This window comes from Comamonas sp. UBA7528, from assembly GCF_002479375.1.
Classification (GTDB): domain Bacteria; phylum Pseudomonadota; class Gammaproteobacteria; order Burkholderiales; family Burkholderiaceae_C; genus Comamonas.
Map to the genome: position 1 here is coordinate 169,228 of NZ_DLMU01000008.1, position 18,785 is coordinate 188,012.

Consider the following 18,785-nt stretch of genomic DNA (forward strand, 5'->3'; position numbering starts at 1 on the left):
AAGTGCGGCAGCCACCGGGATGCCGGGGCTGAAAGCCGTTCACAGTCGGCTGCAAATCGGCTCACGCCAGGGCGGTTTCTGCGGTGGGCGCCAGCGCTGTCAGGGCATTGAGCAGCAGTTGCACATCGGCTTCGGTGTGTGCGGCCGACAGGGCAATGCGCAGCCGTGCCGTGCCCGCGGGGACGGTGGGTGGGCGGATGGCCGGAACCCACAGACCGCGCTGGCGCAGGCCATCCATCAGCGCCAGGGCGGAGGTATTGCTGCCCACCACCAGCGCCTGGATGGCAGTGTCCGACGGCAGCAGCCGCCAGCCGGTGTGTGCCAGCAGGGGTTGCAGCCCCTGGCGCAACTGGGCAATACGGGCCTGCAACTGGGTGCGCAAGCTGGTCTCGTGCTCCATCAACCGCAGGCTGGCCTGCAGCGCCCGCGCCAGCAACGCGGGCGCGGCGGTGGCGAAGGTGTAGCTGCGTGTCTTTTGCAGCAGCCATTCGACCAGGACCTCGCTGCCGGCCACAAAGGCCCCGGAGACACCGGCCGCCTTGCTCAGTGTGGCCATGTACAGCACCCGGGGGGAGGCGGCGGCACCCGTCAGCCCGGCAGCGGCCAGGCTGCCACGCCCTTGCGGGCCCAGCACGCCCAGGCCGTGGGCGTCGTCCAGCATCAGGAGGGCATCGTGGCGTTCGCACAAGGCCAGCAGGCCGGGAATGTCGGCGATATTGCCATCCATGCTGAACACGGCGTCGCTCACCACCAGCTTGCGCCGGCTGGTGCTGCTGGCCAGCAGCGCATCCAGCGCAGCGAGGTCGCCGTGCGGATAGCGGTGGATGCTGGCGCGTGACAGCCGGCAGCCGTCGATGAGGCTGGCGTGGTTCAGGGCGTCCGAGAAGATGGCATCGCCCGCGCCCACCAGTGCAGGGATCACGCTGGCATTGGTGGCAAAGCCGGCATAGAAGTACAGTGCACGCGGCAATTGCACAAACTGCGCCAGATCGGCTTCCAGTGCGGCATTGGCCGTGCTGTGGCCGTTGACCATGGGCGAGCCGCCGGAGCCCACGCCAAAGTCCCAGGCGCCGGTGCAGGCCGCCTCGGCCAGGGCCGGGTGGCCGGCCAGGCCCAGGTAGTCGTTGCTGCAGAACTGCAGCAGGGGCTGGCCGTCCACGCGGATGTGCGCCCCCTGCAGCGGCGCCACGGCGCGCCGTGTGCGCAGCAGGTGCTGGGCGTCCAGCGCGGCCAGTTGCAGGGGGAGTTCGTCCAGCCAGGAACCGGTGGAGGGTGCGGTGGTGGAGGTCATTGCCATTCCTGCGGGAGTTGTACGGATGCGGTGCGGGGATCGGGCCGGGCCTGGTGGGGCAGGTCGGCCAGCAGCGGCGCACCCAGGCTGCCCAGTGCACGGCGCAGCGTGGCCAGGTTGTCCTCGGGGGCGAGCATGTGGGGGTCCACGCGGCTGCAGATCCAGCCAGCCAGCGGCAGACCGCTGGCGCGGATGGCGTCGGCCGTCAGCAGGGCATGGTTCAGGCAGCCCAGGCGCAGGCCGACCACCAGCACCACGGGCAGTTGCAGCGCCACGGCCAGATCGGCAATCGACAGGCTGTCCGACAGTGGCACGCGCCAGCCGCCCGCGCCCTCCACCACCACGGCGTCGGCCTGGGCGGCCAGTTGGCGGTAGGCGGACAGGATGGGGGGCAGCGTCACCTCCACCCCGGCGCGCTGGGCGGCGATGTGGGGCGACAGCGGATCGGCCAGCAGCACCGGGTTGTCCCAGGCGGCGGGCACCGCCAGGGTCGAGGCGGCGCGCAGGGCCAGCGTGTCTTCATTGGCCCAGCCGCCGTGGCCGTCAGGCTCGGCCCCCGCGGCCACGGCCTTCATGCCGACCACGCGGGCGTGGTGGCGGCCCAGGGCGTGCAGCAGTGCACAGCTGGCGAGGGTCTTGCCCACGCCGGTATCGGTTCCGGTCACAAAGCAGCCGATCATGCGGCCTCCGTGCGCAGGCGCAGCGCCGCTTCCTGCTGCAGGCAGTCTTCCAGTGCCGCCAGGGCTGCGCGGCCCAGGTGGGCGATGGAGGGGGCGTCCAGCACATAGGGTGGCATGCAATACAGCGTGCGGCCGATGGGGCGCAGCAGCAGCCCGTGGCGCAAGGCGGCCTGGTGGTAGCGCTGGGCAAAGTCGGGCAAGGCCGTGTCGATGTCCCAGGCCCAGACCATGCCCAGGTGGCGGGCGTGGCGCACGCGGGGGTGGGCGTTCAACGGTGCGAAGGCGGCGCTGATGTGCTCCGCCATGGCCTGGTTGGTGGTCAGCGCATCCCGCTGCGCAAACAGGTCCAGGGTGGCGAGGGCAGCGCGGCAGGCCAGCGGGTTGCCGGTGTAGGAGTGGGAATGCAGGAACGCCCGTGCCGCATCAGTGCCGTAGAACGCCTGGTAGACGGTGTCAGTGGTGAGTACGACCGACAGCGGCAGTGTGCCGCCGGTCAGTCCTTTGGACAGGCAGATGAAGTCCGGTGTGATGCCCGCCTGCTGGTGGGCGAACAGGCTGCCGGTGCGGCCGAAGCCGGTGGCGATCTCGTCCACCACCAGATGCACCTGGTAGCGGTCACACAGCTGGCGGGCCTCGCGCAGGTAGGCGGTGTCATACATCACCATGCCGGCGGCACACTGGATCAGCGGCTCCACGATCAGCGCGGCGGTTTCCTGGTGGTGGGCCTGCAACCAGTCGTCCAGTGCGGCTGCCGCACGCAGGGCCACATCGGCAGCGCTTTCCCCAGGCAAGGCGTTGCGTGCATCCGGGCTGGGCACGGTGGCGGACAGGCGGGTCAGCGGGGCATAGGCATTGCGGAAAATCTCCACATCGGTGACGGACAGCGCGCCCACGGTCTCGCCGTGGTAGCCGCCCGCCAGGCCGACAAAGCGGTTTTTCTCGGGCCGGCCCAGATTGCGCCAGTAATGGGCGCTCATCTTCAACGCGATTTCGGTGGCCGAGGCACCGTCGCTGGCATAGCTGGCATGGCCCAGACCGGTGAGGACGGCCAGGCGTTCGGACAGTTCCACCACCGGTGCGTGGGTACAGCCGGCCAGCAGGATATGGTCCAGGCGCTCCAGCTGGTCCGCCAGTGCGGCGCGGATATGCGGGTGGCCGTGGCCGAACAGATTGACCCACCAGGAGCTGATGCCATCCAGGTAGCGCCGTCCGTCGGTGTCATACAGCCAGGGGCCGCTGGCGCGGTCAATGGCCAAGGGGGGCGCGGCTTCGTGCCGCTGCATGGGGGTGCAAGGGTGCCAGACGGCCGCCATGCTGCGGCGGGCAAGGGTAGAGGTCATGCGGAACTCCCTGGGCCAGGGCCGCAGCGCGGGGCTGCGGGAGTGGTCCGTGATGGTGGCAAGGAGCGCAGGGCGGTGGGGCCGTCCTGCAGGGGGCTGAGGCGTTCATACCGGCCAGGCGCCGCGGCCGTCGATGGCGCGCAGGTCTTCAGGCGGCGGAAGTCTGGGTTTGCAGGCCGTGCAGCCCCAGCTTGTGCAGCAGCTGGCGGTCGGCATCGGCATCGGGGTTGCCTGTGACCAGCAGCTTGTCGCCGTAGAAGATGGAATTGGCGCCGGCCATGAAGCACAGGGTCTGCACCGCCTCGCCCAGTTGCTGGCGACCTGCCGACAGGCGCACGCGGGCCTGGGGCATGGTGATGCGGGCCACGGCGATCACGCGCACGAAATCCAGCGGATCGACGGGCTCGCTGTCGGCCAGCGGGGTGCCGGGTACGCGCACCAGGCTGTTGATGGGAACGGACTCGGGGTAGGGCTCCATGTTCGCCAGCTGGGCAATCAGCCCGGCGCGGTGGACTTCGGTTTCCCCCATGCCGATGATGCCGCCGCAGCACACGCTGATGCCGGCGTTGCGCACGGCGGCCAGGGTGTCCAGCCGGTCCTGGTACTGGCGGGTGCTGACGACGTCCTGGTAGTACTCGGGTGCGGTATCCAGGTTGTGGTTGTAGTAGTCCAGCCCGGCGTCGTGCAGTGCCTTGGCCTGGTGTGGTTGCAGCATGCCCAGCGTGGCGCAGGTCTGCAGGCCCAGCCCCTTCACGGCGCTGATCAGCACGTTCATTTTTTCGATGTCGCGGTCCTTGGGCGCGCGCCAGGCGGCGCCCATGCAAAAGCGCGTGGCCCCGGCATCCTGTGCGGCCTTGGCAGCGCGGGTGACTTCTTCCACGCTCATCAGCTTGTCGGCCTGCACGCCGGTGTCGAACTCGGCTGACTGCGGGCAGTAGCCGCAGTTTTCGGGACAGCCTCCGGTCTTGACCGACAGCAGCGTGGCCAGCTCGATCTCACCGGCCGGCCAGTGCTGGCGGTGCACGCTCTGGGCCTGGTGCAGCAGGTCCAGAAAAGGCAGGTCCAGCAGGGCCTGGATGGCATCCACCGACCAGCGTTGGCCGGTCGTGCCGGCCTCCTGTGCAGAGGTGCGGGTGACGGGCTGGTGCCAGCGCATGGCCTGTGCGGCAGGCGGAGAAGCAGGGGCAACAGCGGTGTGGGGGGCAGCGTGGCTGGCGCAGTCCGTGGAAGAGGTGGCGTGCGGCATGGCGAAAGCTCCGGGTCGAACAGGGAATGCCGGGCATTGTGGGCATGCTGCAGTGGGTGCAAATTGCGCCAGATGGGGCTGAGCGGGCCATGCGGTGTCAGCGTGTTTTTTGGGGAGAGTTTGCGCGACGTTGATGAGGTGTTGCCGCAGGTTGCATGCAAGGTGAGTGCATCTTCGTGCAAATGGCTGTTAATTTTCACTCCGCTGCCCGTTGTGGCGCTGCCAAACCGACCGGATTGGGCGGTGTTGCCGCTGTTTTCGTTGCGGAAATCGGCCACCCGGTGGGTGGTTGCAAAAAGTGCCAGCGCTGTGACGGCCTTGGTGACCGGGTCTGGCGGCTTTGGGGAAGAAAAAAGCCGCTGCAATTCCGAGCGCCGGGCCCGGGTATGGCGCGCGCCGCAGCGTTTGGCGGTGGTGGTCGGGCACTGGCGTGCTGCATCAACGCAGCCGCATGGCGGGCTGGCCCTGATTCCTGGGCTCCGCGCAGCGCAGCGGGGTCGAAAACAAGGGCCTGGAACGTGGGGGGATTCAGTCCGTCGAGTACACGCCTTCTTCGGCGTCCAACGGGGCCAGCACGGGCTCGACAGGGCGATAGGCCAGGCGCACATAAATGGGTGCGTAGGCCTCTGCCTGGGTGATTTCGATCAGGGTTTCCTTGCCCAGCTCCAGCAGCGCGATAAAGGTCACCACCAGCACGGTGCTGCCTTTTTCGGGTACGAAGATGTCCTCGAACGGCACAAAGCGGCGGCCCTGCAACTGCTTGAGGATCTGGCTCATGTACTCGCGCACCGACAGTTCTTCGCGGGTGATGCGGTGGGCCTGGACCAGCTTGGTGCGTTTGAGGATGTCCTGCCAGGCTGCCTGCAGCTCGGAGACGTCCACATCCGGAAAGCGCGGCTGCAGGCTTTGCTCGATATGGACCTGGGCCTTCAGAAAGTCGCGGCCATACTGTGGAATCTGGCCCAGCTGGGCGGCAGCGAGCTTGATCTGCTCATACTCCAGCAGACGGCGTACCAGTTCGGCACGCGGGTCTTCGACTTCTTCCTCGCCCTCTTTCTTCTTGGGCGGCAGCAGCATGCGCGACTTGATCTCGATGAGCATGGCTGCCATCAAGAGGTATTCGGCCGCCAGTTCCAGGTTGCGCGTGCGGATCTCGTCCACATAGCGCAGGTACTGGGCAGTGACATCCACCATGGGGATGTCGAGGATGTTGAAGTTCTGCTTGCGGATCAGATACAGCAACAAGTCCAGCGGGCCTTCAAAGGCCTCGAGGAAAACCTCCAGTGCATCTGGCGGAATGTAGAGGTCATTGGGCAGGTTGAACAGCGGCTCCCCGTACAGGCGTGCCAACGCCACCTGGTCCACCACGTCGGGCAGGCCGTCGGGCGACAGGGGCGTGAGTGCGGACGACGCGGCCAGCGCGTCGTTGTCACCGGCCTGGGAGGCGCGCTGCTTCATGGGTGCTGCAATTCAGGGCTGCGGGTGCACAGGGGGCACGCACGGCCCGCAGGACTGTGCAGGGTGCACAGCCCCGGGCAGACCGCCAGGGATCAGCTGGCGTTGGTCTGGTAGACGTAGGGCTTCTGGGCCACCTGGGCCTGGGCGGTGTCTGCCGCCACTTCATAGTTCACGTTCTTGTCCCACAGCAGGGCGCGACCGGCCAGCTGCTGGGATTCCAGCGCGGGGTTCTGCTTCTTCAGCTCGTTCAGGAACTGGGTGGTTTCGGATTGGTAGTCGGGACGGCGGAAGATGGACATGTGGGTAAACCTCTCAGAAGCGGGGATTTTAGCGGGTCAGGGGCGGATCGCCTGGCGAGCGTCGTCCAGGCTGTCCTGGGCGAAGGCCTTGCACTCCTCGGAGGCCAGGGGGTGCTGCAGCAACTGCTCCAGCACGGCGGCGTAATCGGCCGGGCGCACCGGGTTGGGGCCGCAGGGCAGATCCAGCCCCTCGGCGCGCACGGCGCGGTCCAGCCAGCCCATGACCTGCACGCTGGGCTGGCGTTGCAGCGAGGCCAGCAGCGCCGGGGTGTAGGCGGCCAGTGGGTGTTCTTCGATCAGGCTGCCAAACGGGCCGGGGCCACCATAGTCCAGTGTGGGATAGGTTTCGATCAGCTGCAGGATCTGAGGCAGGAGCTGTTCCAGGGGCTGGGCGGCCAGCTGTTCCATGTGGTCGTACACGGGGTCGATCACCAGCCATTTGTTGTCCTGCTGCAGTGCCTGGGCGGCACAGGCGTGGAAGTGGGCGAACAGATCGGACAGGGAAGCTGACATGGGCGGGCGGATACTCGGTGAAAGAACGTCATCATGCCCTGTTCGCCGGGCGGAACTGCCAAGGTGCTGCGCGCAGGGGGTCTGCAAGCCCGCTAGACTGGCGGGACTGTATGGTTGCAGTGCAGCATGATGGACAGGACAACGCCCATGAAATCTTTCTCGCGTATCGCAGGCATGCTGGCGGCCGTGGCGCTGGGCGCCGTGGGCCTGGTGGGATGTGACCAACACAAGATCGACAAGCTGGAAGAGGGTCTGTCCACGGAAGCCGATGTGCGTGCCGAATTCGGTGAGCCGGCCTATGTGTGGAACGAGTCCGATGGCTCGCGCACCTTTGAATACAACCGCCAGCCAGCTGGCCACCGCAATTACATGGTCACCATCGGTCCGGACGGCAAGATGAGCGCGCTGCGCCAGGTGCTGGCACCGCACATGTTCGACAAGATCCAGCCCGGCATGACGGACGAGCAGGTTCGTCGCATGCTGGGCATGCCGGCCAAGCGCATGCGGTTTGCACTGAAGCAGGAGACGGATTGGGACTGGCAGTGGATCGATCCACCCAACCGCGAGATGGTGTTCACGGTGACTTTCAGCGACGAAGGCCGGGTGATCCGCAGCGCTTCGGTGCAAAAACGTTCGTCAGGCGACCACTGATCGCCGTGTGGCCCCGGGTGTGCGTGGTGATTGCACCACGGCAGTGAACGGGGTTGCTGCGTTGCAGCAAAATACGGACTGAGCGACGTGCTTGCAGGCATCCATCTTGCAAGCGTTTTTTTGCCGGCGGCACAACTGCCGGTGCAACGTCGCAAAGGTCCATACCATGGCTCACACTGTCACTGCATCCACTTCCGCCCCCCTGGCGGCCGGCATTTCTGCCGGCACCGCCTCCAGTCCGGCTTCCGGCACCAGCCCCCTCGCAACGGCTGAACCCCCTTCCGGCCTACGCCACGGCACTTTCGAAGACGCCCAGGCCCTGTTCACCGGCTCCCTGTTCGTGGGCATCACCATGATGATGTTTTCCCAGGCCGGTCTGCTGACGGGCAGTACGGCCGGTCTGGCCTTTGTGCTGCACTACGCCACCGGCTGGTCGTTTGGTGCGATTTACTTCGCCATCAATATCCCGTTTTACTGGTTTTCCTGGAAGCATATCGGTCGCATCTTCACGATCAAGACATTTATAAGTGTGGGCATACTTTCGTTGATTGTGGAGCTGGGACCCCGCTTCATCCATATCGATTATCTGCACCCGGTGTTTGCGGCCATCGCAGGCGGCCTGCTGATGGGCACCGGCATCCTGTTTCTGGCACGTCACCGCTCCAGCCTGGGCGGAGCCACCATTGCCTCGCTGTACCTGCAGGAACGCTACGGCATTCGCGCCGGCAAGGTGCAGATGGCCATCGACTGCACGGTGGTGCTGCTGGCGCTGTGGGTGGTGCCGTGGGAGCGCGTGGCCTGGTCCGTGCTGGCGGCGGTGGTGATGGGCGTGTTTCTGGCGGTGAGCCACCGGCCGGGGCGTTATCGCGGCAACTAGGGTATGGATGCCTGTCCTCCGTCCATCGATAAAAAGGCCTCGCAAGAGGCCTTTTTTTTGTATCCCTGCAATCACATGGAATGCACTCGGGAATTGATAAATTAACTGTATTGAAATTTAGATTTCTATAATTAAAAGCTAATAAATAATAAAAGCGCCAGCTGGGGCAAAGCTCCGGCGCGCTTGGCACATCAACAGCAGCCGCAGGCCACCGTGCCACAGGGAGGAGACAGGTCGAGCCCATGCTTGATCGGCCCTGCAGAAGGTTGCACACCTTCTGTGGATCACACCGTATGGCCGCAAGTCACACCGCTGTTGCCCCGCGCGCCCATTGGGCGGTGCGCATGAACTGGAAAAACCGCAGCACCTCGTTCGCCCTGCTGGGCCTGGCCCTGGGCAGCCAGGTTCAGGTGCAGCACGGTGCGGTCTGGCTGTGGGGACTGCTGGTGCTGCAGTTTCTGGTCTATCCCCACCTGCTGTATGTGCGCGGCCTGTATGCCGCCCACCCGCGCAAGGCCGAAGTGCAGCATATGCTGGCCGATGCGCTGTGCTTTGGTGCCTGGGCGGCGGTGCTGGATTTTTCGCTGTGGGTGAGCTTCATCCTGTTCGTGGGGGCCAGTGTCAATCTGCTGGCGTTCCGCAGCTGGGTGGGCTGGCTGGAAGCACTGGTGGCCATGGCGGCGGGGGTGCTGCTGGTGGGGCTGGTGCGCCCGCTGCACTTTGTGCCCGACAGCAGCATGCTGACCACGGTGCTGTGCATGGCCACGCTGATGGCGTTTCTGGCGGTGTTTGCCCAGGACAGCTACCGGCGTGCCACCATGCTGCACCAGCAGCGCAGCCAGTTGCGCAACAAGCTCGATGAGATCCGTGCACTCAAGGACCGCCTGACCGAGCAGGCCGAGCGCGACCCGCTGACCGGCCTGCTCAACCGCCGCATGCTGGAAGACAGCCTACCGCGCCTGCTGGAGTCCTGCCGGGTGCGCCAGACCAGCCTGGCGCTGATGCTGCTGGACGTGGATTTTTTCAAGCAGACCAACGACCGCCACGGCCATGCGGCGGGCGACCAGTTGCTACAGTCCCTGGCCCGCCATCTGCAGCATTCCTGCCGGTCGCAGGACATGGTGTTCCGTTACGGCGGAGATGAGTTTCTGGTGCTGTTTCCCGATACGCCGATCGAGGTCGCCTGGGAGCGCGCCCAGACGCTGCGCCAGGCATTTGCCGGCCGTCCACGGCGGCTGGAGCGCCACACGGTGCATGCCACGTTGTCGTGCGGGCTGGCGGCATTTCCCGCCCATGCCAATGAGGCCAAGGCCTTGATGGAGCGTGCGGACGACGCGCTCTATCGGGCCAAGGCCCAGGGGCGCAACCGCGTGGTGGTGTGTGCCGCAGGCCAGCCGGATGCGCGCACTGCCTGCACCGCGCTGTAACCACCAGGTTGCTGGAAGCCGCTGCGGGTGGTGCTGCACCGGGATGAAAAAAGCCCCGCAGGGCGGGGTCGGGTGGGCGAGCGCCTTGCATGGCGCATCCAGTGGCTTCAGGCCACGGTGATGGCTTTTTCGGCTTTCACGGCCTGGCCGCCCTCATCCTTCCAGTGGAAGTGCAGCGTGCCGCTCTGGCGGGCCAGGAAGGTGAATTCGATGTACGGGTTCTGGGCCACGGAGATGCCGGGTGTCCAGGCAAACAGCAGGGCATCGTCCAGCCGGGCTTCGAAGCGGTTGACGATGTTGCGCGGGCGCAGTTTGCCGGTGGCCGGATCGGTGCGCAGGCCGCTTTCCATCACATGTTCGATCTGTGCGCGCACGCGCAGCACTTCACCTTTTTTGGGGCTGGCATTGCTGACCCAGATGCGGGGGGGCTTGGAGGGATTCATGGCAACTCCTTGGCTCACATGCCGCAGCCGCTGGCGGCGACGGTGACGGCCTGCTTGGCCACCAGCACCTTGCCGCTTTTCATGCGGGCCAGGGCGTGGATGGTCTGCGTCTGCGACAGGCGCACGCGCACGGCTGCTTCGGCCGTACCCGTCAGCGCGGTGAAGTGCAGGCGGCAGGTCAGCGGCGAGGGATTGAGTTCGGCCAGCACGATGATTTCCTCGCACCAGTCCTGTTCGGTGATGGGGGCCGTGACTTTCACTTTGACCGGCACGGCGCTGGGATTGTCGGCCAGGGCCGGCACGTCCAGCTGCAGGCCGTCGGCCACGGGCGTGGCACTGCCGGTGAACTGGTCCACCTGCTTCTTGAATTCGGCCGGATTCGGGGCCAGCGGGCCGACCAGCGGCGCCTTGGCGCCGGTCGCGCTGCTTTGCTGGGCCAGTGCGGCTACCGGCAGGGCCAGCGCTGCCGCGCCCAGTACCAGGCTTCTGCGGGAGGTGTGGTGGAGCATGAAGTCGGTTTACCTTTTTTGCTATCGGTCGCTATGCAAAAGACCGGGCGGAATCCCATCGGAGCCCGGGCAGGAGGGGCGCCGCAGCAGTGCGACGTTCCCCTTGGGTGCAGCGGGCGGGCACGCCCGCCCGGAGGGCTTACACGCCCAGGAAGTCGCTGAACTTGCTGTTGATCCAGGCAAAGTCTTCCTTGACCAGATCGGGCGTGCGCACGTCCATGTCGATCTGGTGCTGGATCACATTGCCGCTGGCGGCGTCCACTTCGTACTCGAACTTGACCGAGATTTCTTCCTGCGGATCCCCGTTGACCATCATGTAGCACAGGTTGTCCGGCAGCAGCGGCGTGACTTCCTTGCCGGCCACGCGCTGGGCAATGTTCTTGGCCACGATCTTGCCGATGTAGTTGGCCACGTGGCCGCTCTTGGGGTAGTGGCCGAACTGGGGCGAGATGGCACCCATCAGGTCGCCCACAAAGTAGACGCGGTCGTCGGTCTTGGCATGGTAGAGGCGGTTGTGCATATCGGCCCAGCCGGTGGGCTTGCCGGTGGCCGGGTCCTTGCCGATCAGGTCGGCCTGCCAGACCATGTCGGCCGCCTGGTGCGGCGGCATCAGGATGGCATCATCGAACTTGAATTCGCCGGCGGCGGTCTTGATCTTCTTGTTGAAGGGGTCGACCTCTTGCACACGCGCATTGGGCACGTGGGTGATGATGTCCGGATACAGCTCTTCGAAGGCCTGCTGGTAGCCCATGCTGATGGGGGCGATCTTGGGCTTGGGATCCAGGATCAGGATCTTGCCGGGGATCTTGTTCTTCTTGATGTGCCAGGCAATCAGGCAGGCGCGCTCGTAGGGCGAGGGCGGGCAGCGGTGCGGCGGCGGTGGCAGGGTCATCACCAGCGTGCCGCCCTTGAAGTTCTTGACCTTGCTCTTGAGCGACAGCATCTCCTGGTTGGGGATGTAGGCGTTGGGGAAGTGCGTGCGCGTGTATTCAATGGCGCGCTGGTCGTTGCCGAACCAGGCTTCGTAGTCGTTGCGGATACCGCCCGACAGGATCAGGAAGTCGTATTCGATCAGGCCATGGCTGGTGCGCACCAGCTTCTGGTCGCGCTCGAAGCCGGTCACCTCGGTCTGCAGCAGCGTGTAGCCGTACTTGTTGGCAGGGTGCAGCATGTCGCGGTTGACGAAATCGGTGTTCACGATGTCGATCAGCCACTTGTTGCTCATCGGGCCGGACCAGAAGGTCGCATTGCGCTCCAGCAGCACCACTTCGGACGTCGGCATCAGCTCGCGCAGGTAGCGCGCCGCCGTCATGCCGCCCCAGCCGCCGCCGCAGATCACGATGCGCGGGCCCTTGCCCTGGCGGGGCAGGATGCGCGACTGGGGTGTCAGGATGGCTGGTGCTGCCAGGGCCAGCGAAGGCGCTGCGATGGCGGCAGCCGCCATGACGGGCGGACGGGTCAGAAAGTGGCGACGTTGCATGTGGCGGGACCTTGCAAAAGAAAAAGAATGACGCAGACCAAAAGGCAGCGCAGCAGCCCGGCAGCCAGCCCGGTTCCAGGCGCCCCGGAGACACCGCCGCGCACCAGCGCAGCAGCAGCCAGGGGTCTGGCGGCGGCAGCCAGCGCCGATGCGATCAGCGAAGGCGTCAGCAGGGGAATGTGGTCGGTGGGCGCAGGGTGGAACACCCTGGCAAGGCTGGGCAGGCAGACGGTATCCGGGGATCCGTCACAGCCGTCACGCGGCACATACAGCACTGTCTGATGCGCGGATTCTAGGACAGCGACCGGACGGTACCGCACCGCTGTGGTGCGCATGCCGCAGTGGTGCGACGTGAGAGTGCACTCACTTAGCGCAAGGTGGCCGGAAGCAGGCGCAGTGCCAGCCAGGCACCCAGCACAATCCCGACTGCGGCGGGCAGGCTGGCCACGGCCAGGGTGGACAGCCCGCTCAGGCCCTGGCCTATGGAGCAGCCAGCCGCCAGCACCCCGCCCAGGCCCATCAAGGTGCCGCCCAGTGCCGACGCCACCAGGCGTGGCGTGCTGTCAAACCCCTCCCACCGGGCGCTGCGGTCCAGCAGTGCGCCCGCTGCGGCACCGGCCAGAATGCCGGCGGCCAGGGCCGGGCCCCAGCTGAAGTCGCGTCCCACGGCCAGTTGCAGGTAGAGCAGGCTTTCGGACACCGGCGCAATCAGGCTCAGCGATGTGGTGGGTGTGGGCTCGAACGGGTCCACCCCCACATGGCTGCTGATCCACCAGCCAGCGGCCACCAGGGCGCCGATGGCCGCGGCCCCCAGCCACTGCACCGGGCTGCGGCGCAGAGCGGGGTTCCACATCGCGTACGCCAGCAGCGCAGCCGCTGGCAGGGCGGTGCACAGCGCCATGGCCGTGGTGCTGTTTCCGTCCGCTGCGGAGAGGAACGCTGGCAGGGTGCTGTGTTCCAGCGCCACCGCACCCAGGTTCTGCCACCACTGGCGCAGTGGCGCCAGCACGCCGGTGAATGTGGCCTGGGCTGCCAGGCCCAGAAACACCAGCGTGACCAGTGCGCGCAGATTCCCGCCCCCCAGCAGCACCAGGGCCCGCGCACCGCAGCTGCGTGCCAGCACCATGCCCACACCGAACAGCGCACCGCCCAGCAGCACGCCGGGCAGCGAGAACTGCGTGCGCACGATGGGCGCCTGGCTCCAGTCCAGCTGGCCGGCCCAGACCAGGGCCTGCGTGCCCAGCAACGCCACCGCCAGGGCCAGCGCAAATGCCTGCAGCGCCGGCGCGCTGCCGCGTGCGACATCTCCATCCAGCCCCTGCGCCTGGCGCAGGCCGCGCAGCAGGCAGAAGCGGCTGAGCCGTGCGGCCAGACCAAAAGCGCAGCCCAAAGCGAATGCGGCAGCCAGCTGGGTGGTGGGCGGCATGGATCAGCGGTCCCAGATGTCGGTGCTGATGGCCTTGTACCAGGCCGAGCCGTAGTCGGCCTCGGCCTTGCGGAAGGCGGCATTGCCATCCAGCGGGCTCACGCCACCGGAGTTGGGCACTTCGATCAGCTTGCCTTCCTGGGCGCGGTAGACCCCTGCCACGGAGATGCCGTAGTCGTTGCCGATCAGGCTGTAGCAGGTGTTGGCGTATGAGGCGGCGGGCAATGGCTGGCCGGTCAGCTCGGCCGCAATGGCCGCAGCGGCCACCTTGCCCTGGGTGTTGGCGGCAAAGCCTGATTTGGGCATGGGGGCGGCGATGGTGGCGTCGCCCAGCACATAGACGTTCGGCACCTTGGAGGATTCGAACGACCCGGCCTTGACGGGCACCCAGCCACTGGCGTCCGTCACGCCAGCGCGGTCGGCGATGAAGCCGGCTTTCTGGGGCGGGATGACGTTCAGCACATCGGCCTTGTGCTTGGTGCCGAAGGCGGTTTCCACTTCCAGGTTCTTGGCGTCCACGCGGGTGACCTTGCCGTCGTCGGACTGCTTGACCCACTCGATCATGTCTCCGTACAGCGCCTTCCAGCCCTGGATGAACAGCCCTTGCTTGGAGAAGGCGTCCTTGTCGTCCAGCAGCAGGATCTTGCTCTTTGGTTTGTGCTGCTTGAGGTAGTGGGCCACCATGGCGGCGCGCTCGTAGGGGCCGGGCGGGCAGCGGAAAGGGTTGGCGGGGATGACCATCACAAACTTGCCGCCATCGGGCATGGCTTCCAGCTGCTTCTTCAGCAACTGGGTCTGCGGGCCCGCCTTCCAGGCATGGGGGGCCAGCTGCGAAGCAGCCTCGTCATAGCCTTCCAGCGCGTTCCAGCGCATGTCCACACCGGGCGAAAGCACCAGCCTGTCGTAAGAGAGCGCCTGGCCGTTGGACAGCAGCACCCGGCGGGTGTCGGTCAGCACATGGTCGGCGCGGGCGTGGACCACGTGCACGCCGGCCTTGCGCAGCCCGTCATAGCTGTGGCCGATGCTCTCCCAGCTGCGCAGGCCGGCCAGGTACAGGTTGGAGAAGGGGCAGGTGTAAAAGCGTGCGGCAGGCTCCACCAGCGTGACACGCAGCTGGGGGGCCAGCTGGCGCAGGTAGCGGGCGGCGGTGGCGCCACCAAAGCCGCCGCCGATCACCACCACATGGGCGGATGCGGCCTGGGCGCGGACGATGGACGGCAGGGCCAGGCTGGTGACGCCGGCTGCGGCACCGCCCAGCATTTGACGACGGTTGAATTGCATCACTTGCCCTCCTTGCTGAACCATGCGGCCAGCGCCTTGATTTGTTCGTCTTCGTAGCCCTTGGCCAGGCGGGTCATCACGGTGGCATCCTTGGCGGTGCCGGCCTTGAAGGCCTGCAGGCGTTGCAGCAGATGGGCCTCGCCCACACCGCGCAGCTGTGGAATGCCGCCCGTCGAACGGCCGTCGGGTCCGTGGCAGTTGGCGCAGGTGGCGGCGAGCACCGCCACATCCTGGGCACGCAGGGGGGCGGGTGCGTCGGTGGCGGCCTGGGCGTGGAATGCCGTCGTCAGGGCCAGCACGGGCCAGAGCGCCAGGACAGCACGGGGGGCTCGGGAAGAGCGAAATGCAAGAGGCATGGGGTCTCCTGAAGAGTCTGTGGGGCAACACCATCGCAGGCTTTCGCATCCTAGGGAAAAGCCTGGCTGCTCGGACTTCCTGGCGACAGGGGGACGCGGTGGCACCCAGGGTGCAGGCTCTCGCGGCCTTGTCGCCCGCCGCAAGCAAAGCGGTGGGTGGGCGGATTCTAGGAACAGACGCAGCGGCACAGCGGCCAATAACGGAGCACTGTTACAGGAAGTTATTGGTTATTTATTTATGCCGCTGCAATGTGCTTGGCCGTGCCGGCGCTGGTGTGTACAGGCAGTGAATGGCATGGCATCCGCTGCAGCATGGGGCGGCGCAGCACGCTGTTTGTCTGTGGAGCGCTGGAGCGCTGTGGAATCACTGTTGTGGGGCCGATGCCACCGGGGCCACTGCGTCACGGTAGTGCACGTTCACGCCGGAGGTGTCGGGCGGGTCGTCGTCCATCAGCGCATCGGCGGCCTTGCCCACGCCTTTGCCGACGATCTTGGCCGTGCCGATCGCGGCGTCGGCCGCCAGACCCACGGCACCGGCCGTCACGCTGACGGCCGTGCCTGCCACGGCGATCACGGTACAGCCGGACAGTGGTAGCAGCGCACAGAAAAAAGCCCCGGCGGCCAGGGACCGCAGGGGCTGGGTGATGGGCGGAAAGCGCATCAGGGTCTGGGCATCAGCCGATGCGCATGCCCGGCTGGGCGCCCGGGAAGGGCTCCAGCACATAGATGCCGGGCTCGGCCTTCTCGTCCGCGTGGCTGGCGGCCAGCACCATGCCTTCGCTGATGCCGAACTTCATCTTGCGCGGTGCCAGATTGGCCACCAGCACCGTCAGCTTGCCTTCCAGCTGTTCCGGGCGGTACATGCTGGCGATGCCGCTGAACACATTGCGCATCTTGCCTTCGCCGGCGTCCAGCGTCAGCTGCAGCAGCTTGGTCGAACCTTCCACGGCCTTGCATTCGACGATCTTGGCAATGCGCAGGTCGATCTTGGCAAAGTCATCGATGGTGATGGTGGGCGCAATTTCTTCGCCACCGGGCTTCACCGCTTCCACCACGGGGGCTGCGGGTGGCTCGAACAGGGCGTCGAGCTGCTCTACCACCACGCGCTGCATCAGGTGTTCGTACTTGCCGATGCCATGGCCGGCACCCAGCAAGGTGGCAGCATCGGCAAACTGCAGCGGCTGCACGTTCAGGAAGGCTTCGACCTGCGTGGCCACGGCAGGCAGCATGGGCTTGAGGTAAATCGTCAGCAGGCGGAAGGCTTCGATGCAGGTGGTGCAGACATCCTGCAGGCGGGCGTCCATGCCTTCCTGCTTGGCCAGTTCCCAGGGCTTGTTGGCATCCACGTAGCTGTTGACCTTGTCGCACAGCAGCATGATTTCACGGGCCGCACGGGCCGTGTCGCGGCCCTCGTAGGCGGCCACGATGGCGTCCTTTTGCTCGCGCAGCGCTGCCAGCAGGGTCTGGCCGTCTTCGCTGACCGCACCCAGCTTGCCTTCAAAGCGCTTGCTGATGAAGCCGGCAGCGCGCGAAGCGATGTTGACGTATTTGCCGATCAAATCGGAGTTGACCCGCAGCATGAAGTCTTCCGGGTTGAAGTCGATGTCTTCGTTGCGGCCGTTGAGCTTGGCACCCAGGTAGTAGCGCAGCCACTCGGGGTTCATCTTGAGGGACAGGTACTTCAGCGGATCCAGTCCGGTGCCGCGGCTCTTGCTCATCTTCTCGCCGTTGTTGACGGTCATGAAGCCGTGCACGCAGATCCGGGTCGGCGTCTTGCGGCCGCTGAACTTCAGCATCGCAGGCCAGAACAGTGTGTGGAAAGTGATGATGTCCTTGCCGATGAAGTGGTACTGCTCCAGGTCGGGATCGGCCATGTAGGCGTCGTAGTCCTCGCCGCGCTTGTTCAGCAGTTCCTTGAGCGACGCCAGATAGCCCACGGGCGCGTCCAGCCACACATAGAAGTACTTGCCCGGTGCATCGGGGATCTCGATGCCGAAGTAGGGCGCATCGCGGCTGATGTCCCAGTCATCCAGGCCTTCGCTGGTCGAGCCATCGGGGTTGGTGCGCACACCGAACCATTCCTTGATCTTGGCCGCCACTTCGGGCTGCACATGCTTGCCGTCCTGCGTCCACTCGGTCAGGAACTCGACGGCGCGCGGGTCGGATAGCTTGAAGAAGAAGTGCTCCGAGGTCTTGAGCACGGGCGTGGCGCCGGACAGGGCCGAGAACGGGTTGATCAGGTCGGTGGGTGCGTAGACCGAGCTGCAGACTTCGCAGTTGTCGCCGTACTGGTCCTTGGCGTGGCAGCGCGGGCATTCGCCCTTGATGAAACGGTCGGGCAGGAACATGTTCTTCTCGGGGTCGAAGAACTGTTCGATGGTGCGGGTTTCGATGAAGCCGGCCTGCTTCAGGTCCAGGTAGATCTGCTTGGACAGCGCGTGGTTTTCCGGGCTGTCGGTGTTGCTCCAGTTGTCGAAGGCGATGTGAAAGCCGTCGAGGTAGGGCTTGCGGCCGGCGGCGATGTCGGCCACGAACTGCTGGGGCGTCTTGCCGGCCTTTTCGGCGGCAATCATGATGGGAGCGCCGTGGGCGTCATCGGCACCCACGAAGTTGACCGCATTGCCCTGCATTCGCTGCGCACGCACCCAGGTGTCGGCCTGGATGTATTCCATGATGTGGCCGATATGGAAGTTGCCGTTGGCGTACGGCAGGGCGGTGGTGACGAATAACTTTCGTTGAGACATAGGGTTGCGGAACTTTCTGATCGCTGAGGGGCGCACGGCAGGAGGCCGGGCACCGGTTCTGGTCACGTGGACGGCTGTTGCCAGCCGTCTGCGCCCCGCGGCGCACCAGAACCGGCCAATTCTAGGCGTTTGTGGCGCGGGCCGGTCGCACGGGGATTCTGGTGTGGGGGTGCGGCAGGCGCCGGGGGCTCAGCCCTGCAGTACCGTCTGCAGCGCGGCTTGCACGTCCGCGCCCAGCCAGTCGATTTCGCCCATGTGCCAGAAGCGCACTCGGCCCTGGGCATCGATCACAAAACTGGTGGGCAGGGCCATGCCGCCCCAGGCAGGCAACTGGGTCTGGCTGCGGTCGAGCAGCACATCGCCGTGGAAAGGCACGGTCTGCAGAAATTGCAGCACGCGTGCCGGCATTTCGCCGTGGTTGACGGCCAGCACGCGCAGGCCCTGGGCCTGGTGGCGGACCAGCAACTGGTTGAACTGGGGCATTTCCAGGCGGCAAGGCGCGCAGTAGGTGGCCCAGAAATTGAGAATCAGGGGGGCGCCCGCGAAGTCCGGCAGGCTGCGGCTGTGCCCGTCCAGCGCCAGGGCTTTCAGGGCCGGCGTGGCCTGGCGGGCAGGCCAGGGCGCCAGCCGACCCACAACCTGGGCAGGCGGCGACGCAGCGGCTTCACGGGCCAGGGCATGGCCGCCCCAGGTACCCCCCAAGGCACCGGCCAGCAGTTGCAGGCAGCGGCGGCGGTTGGGGGGCATGGGGTGCACCGTGTCAG

At 66.2% G+C, this 18,785-nt stretch carries 20 protein-coding genes; 3 read left to right on the plus strand and 17 right to left on the minus strand.

Going from position 1 to position 18,785, the window contains the following annotated elements; translation table 11 throughout:
• Positions 1-61: 61 nt before the first annotated feature.
• The 7 genes from bioF to B3349_RS09800 form a co-directional block, all read right to left on the minus strand.
• Positions 62-1,291 carry an 8-amino-7-oxononanoate synthase gene (bioF, locus tag B3349_RS09770; protein WP_291588440.1) on the minus strand — a complete coding sequence of 410 codons (1,230 nt, stop codon included), beginning with the start codon at positions 1,289-1,291 and terminating at the stop codon, positions 62-64.
• The gene (gene bioD, locus B3349_RS09775) at positions 1,288-1,971 is read right to left on the minus strand and encodes a dethiobiotin synthase (RefSeq protein ID WP_291588441.1); all 684 of its coding nucleotides are present in this window, start codon (positions 1,969-1,971) and stop codon (positions 1,288-1,290) included. The genes bioF and bioD overlap by 4 nt, the downstream gene beginning before the upstream one ends.
• A complete protein-coding gene (gene bioA / locus B3349_RS09780) occupies positions 1,968-3,311 on the minus strand; it encodes an adenosylmethionine--8-amino-7-oxononanoate transaminase (protein ID WP_291588442.1) in 1,344 nt (447 codons plus the stop codon). The genes bioD and bioA overlap by 4 nt, the downstream gene beginning before the upstream one ends.
• 148 nt (positions 3,312-3,459) lie before the next feature.
• A complete protein-coding gene (gene bioB, locus B3349_RS09785) occupies positions 3,460-4,467 on the minus strand; it encodes a biotin synthase BioB (protein ID WP_291588655.1) in 1,008 nt (335 codons plus the stop codon).
• A gap of 618 nt (positions 4,468-5,085) precedes the next feature.
• Positions 5,086-6,015, minus strand: coding sequence for a segregation and condensation protein A (locus B3349_RS09790; protein ID WP_291588443.1), 930 nt, complete (start codon positions 6,013-6,015; stop codon positions 5,086-5,088).
• Between the two features lie 92 nt (positions 6,016-6,107).
• Positions 6,108-6,314 (minus strand): DUF3460 family protein, encoded by a 207-nt coding sequence (locus tag B3349_RS09795; protein WP_066539383.1) that lies wholly within the window; start codon positions 6,312-6,314, stop codon positions 6,108-6,110.
• Positions 6,315-6,350: 36 nt separating this feature from the next.
• On the minus strand, positions 6,351-6,827 hold the full coding sequence (locus B3349_RS09800; protein ID WP_291588444.1) for a hypothetical protein: 477 nt from the start codon (positions 6,825-6,827) through the stop codon (positions 6,351-6,353).
• A 147-nt stretch (positions 6,828-6,974) separates the two neighbouring features.
• Between B3349_RS09800 and bamE the strand changes: the two genes are divergently transcribed.
• The 3 genes from bamE to B3349_RS09815 all read left to right on the plus strand — a co-directional run bounded on the left by bamE (position 6,975) and on the right by B3349_RS09815 (position 9,782).
• A complete protein-coding gene (gene bamE, locus B3349_RS09805; RefSeq protein WP_291588445.1) occupies positions 6,975-7,478 on the plus strand; it encodes an outer membrane protein assembly factor BamE domain-containing protein in 504 nt (167 codons plus the stop codon).
• 166 nt (positions 7,479-7,644) lie between these two features.
• Positions 7,645-8,355: a YitT family protein gene (locus B3349_RS09810; RefSeq protein WP_291588446.1), complete on the plus strand. Its 711-nt coding sequence runs from the start codon at positions 7,645-7,647 to the stop codon at positions 8,353-8,355.
• Between the two features lie 293 nt (positions 8,356-8,648).
• A complete protein-coding gene (locus tag B3349_RS09815) occupies positions 8,649-9,782 on the plus strand; it encodes a GGDEF domain-containing protein (RefSeq protein WP_291588447.1) in 1,134 nt (377 codons plus the stop codon).
• A gap of 107 nt (positions 9,783-9,889) precedes the next feature.
• Here B3349_RS09815 and soxZ read toward each other — a convergent pair whose 3' ends face one another.
• The 10 genes from soxZ to B3349_RS09865 form a co-directional block, all read right to left on the minus strand.
• Positions 9,890-10,225: a thiosulfate oxidation carrier complex protein SoxZ gene (gene soxZ / locus B3349_RS09820; RefSeq protein ID WP_291588448.1), complete on the minus strand. Its 336-nt coding sequence runs from the start codon at positions 10,223-10,225 to the stop codon at positions 9,890-9,892.
• A gap of 14 nt (positions 10,226-10,239) precedes the next feature.
• Positions 10,240-10,734, minus strand: a complete 495-nt coding sequence (locus B3349_RS09825) for a thiosulfate oxidation carrier protein SoxY (RefSeq protein ID WP_066539373.1) — start codon at positions 10,732-10,734, stop codon at positions 10,240-10,242.
• 139 nt (positions 10,735-10,873) lie between these two features.
• Entirely contained in the window at positions 10,874-12,214 is a 1,341-nt protein-coding gene (locus B3349_RS09830) for an FAD-dependent oxidoreductase (protein WP_066539371.1), read from the minus strand.
• On the minus strand, positions 12,193-12,549 hold the full coding sequence (locus B3349_RS09835) for a hypothetical protein (protein ID WP_291588449.1): 357 nt from the start codon (positions 12,547-12,549) through the stop codon (positions 12,193-12,195). Before B3349_RS09835 ends, B3349_RS09830 begins: the two co-directional genes overlap by 22 nt.
• 32 nt (positions 12,550-12,581) lie before the next feature.
• Positions 12,582-13,640 carry a YeeE/YedE thiosulfate transporter family protein gene (locus tag B3349_RS09840; protein ID WP_291588450.1) on the minus strand — a complete coding sequence of 353 codons (1,059 nt, stop codon included), beginning with the start codon at positions 13,638-13,640 and terminating at the stop codon, positions 12,582-12,584.
• 3 nt (positions 13,641-13,643) lie between these two features.
• Positions 13,644-14,921 carry an NAD(P)/FAD-dependent oxidoreductase gene (locus B3349_RS09845; protein WP_291588451.1) on the minus strand — a complete coding sequence of 426 codons (1,278 nt, stop codon included), beginning with the start codon at positions 14,919-14,921 and terminating at the stop codon, positions 13,644-13,646.
• A complete protein-coding gene (locus tag B3349_RS09850; protein ID WP_083520531.1) occupies positions 14,921-15,277 on the minus strand; it encodes a c-type cytochrome in 357 nt (118 codons plus the stop codon). Before B3349_RS09850 ends, B3349_RS09845 begins: the two co-directional genes overlap by 1 nt.
• A gap of 364 nt (positions 15,278-15,641) precedes the next feature.
• Positions 15,642-15,938: a hypothetical protein gene (locus tag B3349_RS09855; protein ID WP_291588452.1), complete on the minus strand. Its 297-nt coding sequence runs from the start codon at positions 15,936-15,938 to the stop codon at positions 15,642-15,644.
• Between the two features lie 13 nt (positions 15,939-15,951).
• A complete protein-coding gene (gene metG, locus B3349_RS09860; RefSeq protein ID WP_291588453.1) occupies positions 15,952-18,021 on the minus strand; it encodes a methionine--tRNA ligase in 2,070 nt (689 codons plus the stop codon).
• A 189-nt stretch (positions 18,022-18,210) separates the two neighbouring features.
• The gene (locus B3349_RS09865; RefSeq protein WP_291588454.1) at positions 18,211-18,768 is read right to left on the minus strand and encodes a TlpA family protein disulfide reductase; all 558 of its coding nucleotides are present in this window, start codon (positions 18,766-18,768) and stop codon (positions 18,211-18,213) included.
• Positions 18,769-18,785 lie beyond the last annotated feature (17 nt).

Coding starts and splice junctions, on each gene's coding strand:
- B3349_RS09825 (WP_066539373.1), bottom strand. CDS start 10,734: ATGCTCCACCACACCTCCCGCAGAAGCCTGGTACTGGGCGCGGCAGCG.
- B3349_RS09830 (WP_066539371.1), bottom strand. CDS start 12,214: ATGCAACGTCGCCACTTTCTGACCCGTCCGCCCGTCATGGCGGCTGCC.
- B3349_RS09850 (WP_083520531.1), bottom strand. CDS start 15,277: ATGCCTCTTGCATTTCGCTCTTCCCGAGCCCCCCGTGCTGTCCTGGCG.
- B3349_RS09795 (WP_066539383.1), bottom strand. CDS start 6,314: ATGTCCATCTTCCGCCGTCCCGACTACCAATCCGAAACCACCCAGTTC.
- B3349_RS09790 (WP_291588443.1), bottom strand. CDS start 6,015: ATGAAGCAGCGCGCCTCCCAGGCCGGTGACAACGACGCGCTGGCCGCG.
- soxZ (WP_291588448.1), bottom strand. CDS start 10,225: ATGAATCCCTCCAAGCCCCCCCGCATCTGGGTCAGCAATGCCAGCCCC.
- bioB (WP_291588655.1), bottom strand. CDS start 4,467: ATGCGCTGGCACCAGCCCGTCACCCGCACCTCTGCACAGGAGGCCGGC.
- bioF (WP_291588440.1), bottom strand. CDS start 1,291: ATGACCTCCACCACCGCACCCTCCACCGGTTCCTGGCTGGACGAACTC.
- B3349_RS09800 (WP_291588444.1), bottom strand. CDS start 6,827: ATGTCAGCTTCCCTGTCCGATCTGTTCGCCCACTTCCACGCCTGTGCC.
- bamE (WP_291588445.1), top strand. CDS start 6,975: ATGAAATCTTTCTCGCGTATCGCAGGCATGCTGGCGGCCGTGGCGCTG.
- B3349_RS09855 (WP_291588452.1), bottom strand. CDS start 15,938: ATGCGCTTTCCGCCCATCACCCAGCCCCTGCGGTCCCTGGCCGCCGGG.
- metG (WP_291588453.1), bottom strand. CDS start 18,021: ATGTCTCAACGAAAGTTATTCGTCACCACCGCCCTGCCGTACGCCAAC.
- bioA (WP_291588442.1), bottom strand. CDS start 3,311: ATGACCTCTACCCTTGCCCGCCGCAGCATGGCGGCCGTCTGGCACCCT.
- bioD (WP_291588441.1), bottom strand. CDS start 1,971: ATGATCGGCTGCTTTGTGACCGGAACCGATACCGGCGTGGGCAAGACC.
- B3349_RS09810 (WP_291588446.1), top strand. CDS start 7,645: ATGGCTCACACTGTCACTGCATCCACTTCCGCCCCCCTGGCGGCCGGC.
- B3349_RS09845 (WP_291588451.1), bottom strand. CDS start 14,921: ATGCAATTCAACCGTCGTCAAATGCTGGGCGGTGCCGCAGCCGGCGTC.
- B3349_RS09815 (WP_291588447.1), top strand. CDS start 8,649: ATGGCCGCAAGTCACACCGCTGTTGCCCCGCGCGCCCATTGGGCGGTG.
- B3349_RS09865 (WP_291588454.1), bottom strand. CDS start 18,768: ATGCCCCCCAACCGCCGCCGCTGCCTGCAACTGCTGGCCGGTGCCTTG.
- B3349_RS09835 (WP_291588449.1), bottom strand. CDS start 12,549: ATGCGCACCACAGCGGTGCGGTACCGTCCGGTCGCTGTCCTAGAATCC.
- B3349_RS09840 (WP_291588450.1), bottom strand. CDS start 13,640: ATGCCGCCCACCACCCAGCTGGCTGCCGCATTCGCTTTGGGCTGCGCT.